The sequence below is a fragment of the Pedobacter sp. 01N416 genome, assembly GCF_056399685.1.
Map to the genome: position 1 here is coordinate 1 of NZ_JBFTRT010000790.1, position 1,751 is coordinate 1,751.

3 protein-coding genes are annotated in these 1,751 nt (G+C 36.2%); 2 read left to right on the forward strand and 1 reads right to left on the reverse strand.

Features of this window, described 5'->3' with window-relative positions; genetic code table 11:
* A partial coding sequence (locus tag AC1DND_RS27180) for a cyclic nucleotide-binding domain-containing protein (protein WP_477585885.1) occupies window positions 1–253 on the forward strand: 253 nt, incomplete at its 5' end.
* A 612-nt stretch (window positions 254–865) separates the two neighbouring features.
* Complete coding sequence (locus AC1DND_RS27185; protein ID WP_057934807.1) at window positions 866–1,513, forward strand: response regulator; 648 nt, start codon at window positions 866–868, stop codon at window positions 1,511–1,513.
* Window positions 1,514–1,541: 28 nt separating this feature from the next.
* Here the strand turns inward: AC1DND_RS27185 and AC1DND_RS27190 are convergent.
* Window positions 1,542–1,751: hypothetical protein (locus tag AC1DND_RS27190; RefSeq protein ID WP_477585887.1), on the reverse strand; the 210-nt coding region annotated here is incomplete at its 5' end.

Consider the following 1,751-nt stretch of genomic DNA (forward strand, 5'->3'; position numbering starts at 1 on the left):
CCCGCATGTATTATCAGAATATCTTTACGAAAATTTTCCTGAAGCCAATATTGTTGGCAGAAAGATGATGGAATTATATTACCGCTCGGCAGAGGAACGTGCTTACCTGTGCCGGATTTCGTCAGCCGAAAAAAGATACAAACGGTTTTTGCTCTCATTTCCTGATTTAATTAACCGGGTTTCTTTAAAATACATTGCTTCTTTTTTAGCCATCAGGCTCGAAACATTGAGTAGAATTAGGGCTAAAATTTAATTCTATATTATTTTCTTGTTTTTAAAGTAAGAGGTTTAACATTTTAACAGGTCTTAAGTCCTTTAGTGAAAAGGAAATAATACTGCTGAACAAACAGCTTTATACAGCCAGAACCGCATTATTACCTTACCGCCGGGGTCTTGTTTCCGCTTTTGGAAGATTTTCAGGCTAAACCTTCTTTTCTGTTAAAAGATGACTGCGGAGGCGCACAAGTTTGGAACTGAATGCATTTTTGATGATCAAAAATTTTATCTGGGTAGGCGGTTCGTACCGCACAGGAGTAAAGCTGTATGATAAAAGCTATTTGTAGCGTGATCTTACACCCAGGAACTTGGCCGTAGCGGCAATACAGGTTTTTCCATCTGAGAAACTAGGGGCCGGCTATAGTTACGATTTCTCAATCGGTCCGCTACAGGCCTATAGCAGCGCTACACATGAGATTTCATAGTCGTATTTGTTCATTAAGCAAAATGTGAGATTGGGAGCACTAATGTGTTTTAAACAAAACTTTAAACTTGTGTATTATAATATTTACGCATTTAAACGAAAAATTAACTACAATTGCGTACAAAAAAATAACTTTTTATTAACTTGCACAATATTCTTAAAATAATGAAAACAAAAAATGCCGTAAGTACTTTTACTGTGCTCATCGCTGATGATCACGAGATCATCCGCCGTGGATTAAAAGGTTTAATATCAGACTTTTGGCCTGGTGTTGAAATTATTCATGCATCTACTCTAGAGCAGGCGCTTGTTGAAACAGAAAAATCGCCGAGTTTAATCATCATTGATGTGAACTTGCCCGGAGGTAACAACCTTAAGGTAATCGATCAGATTAAATTGGTTCAGCCAAACGCAAAAATCCTGGTATTTTCATCTTTGAATGAGAATATTTATGCTGTTCCATATTTAAAATCGGGTGCATCGGGTTACTTAACCAAAAATGCAGAAGAATCAGAAATTGTAACCGCTATTACTACGATTTTAGCAGGCAGTCGCTATTCAAGTAGAAATGTTAAGGAAAATATGTTCAACAGTATATTGGGTAATGATGCCGATAATCCTTTTACCAAACTTTCGGGTAGAGAATTAGAAGTAGCAGAATTACTAACAAAAGGGATTGGAGTATTAGAAATTTCTAACCAGCTAAATCTTCAAATGGGTACAGTAAGTACTTATAAGTTGAGACTTTTCCAAAAGCTAAAAATAAAAAGCATTATAGAACTTGCAGAAAAGATGAGTATCTACGAAAGATAAAAAGAGTATTTTACTCTTTTTATCTTTTTTAAGTCTTTTTGTTTTTATCTACAGTACCAAGCCCACTCTCTCCTGATTCGTTAGGTGTGGAGCCAGCCTGACCAAATTTATCTGAAGAACCCTTTCCGTTTTGATCGAAGGAGGCCTTTCCCTTTGCGCTTCCTTTATTTTTACGCTCTTTTTCCGCTGCGTTTTTATTGTCTTTAGTTTTCATAGCATACATGTTGATTATTATGTC

What these genes read in the sequence shown, in the direction of transcription:
- AC1DND_RS27185 (WP_057934807.1), top strand. Translation starts at nt 866, where the DNA reads ATGAAAACAAAAAATGCCGTAAGTACTTTTACTGTGCTCATCGCTGAT.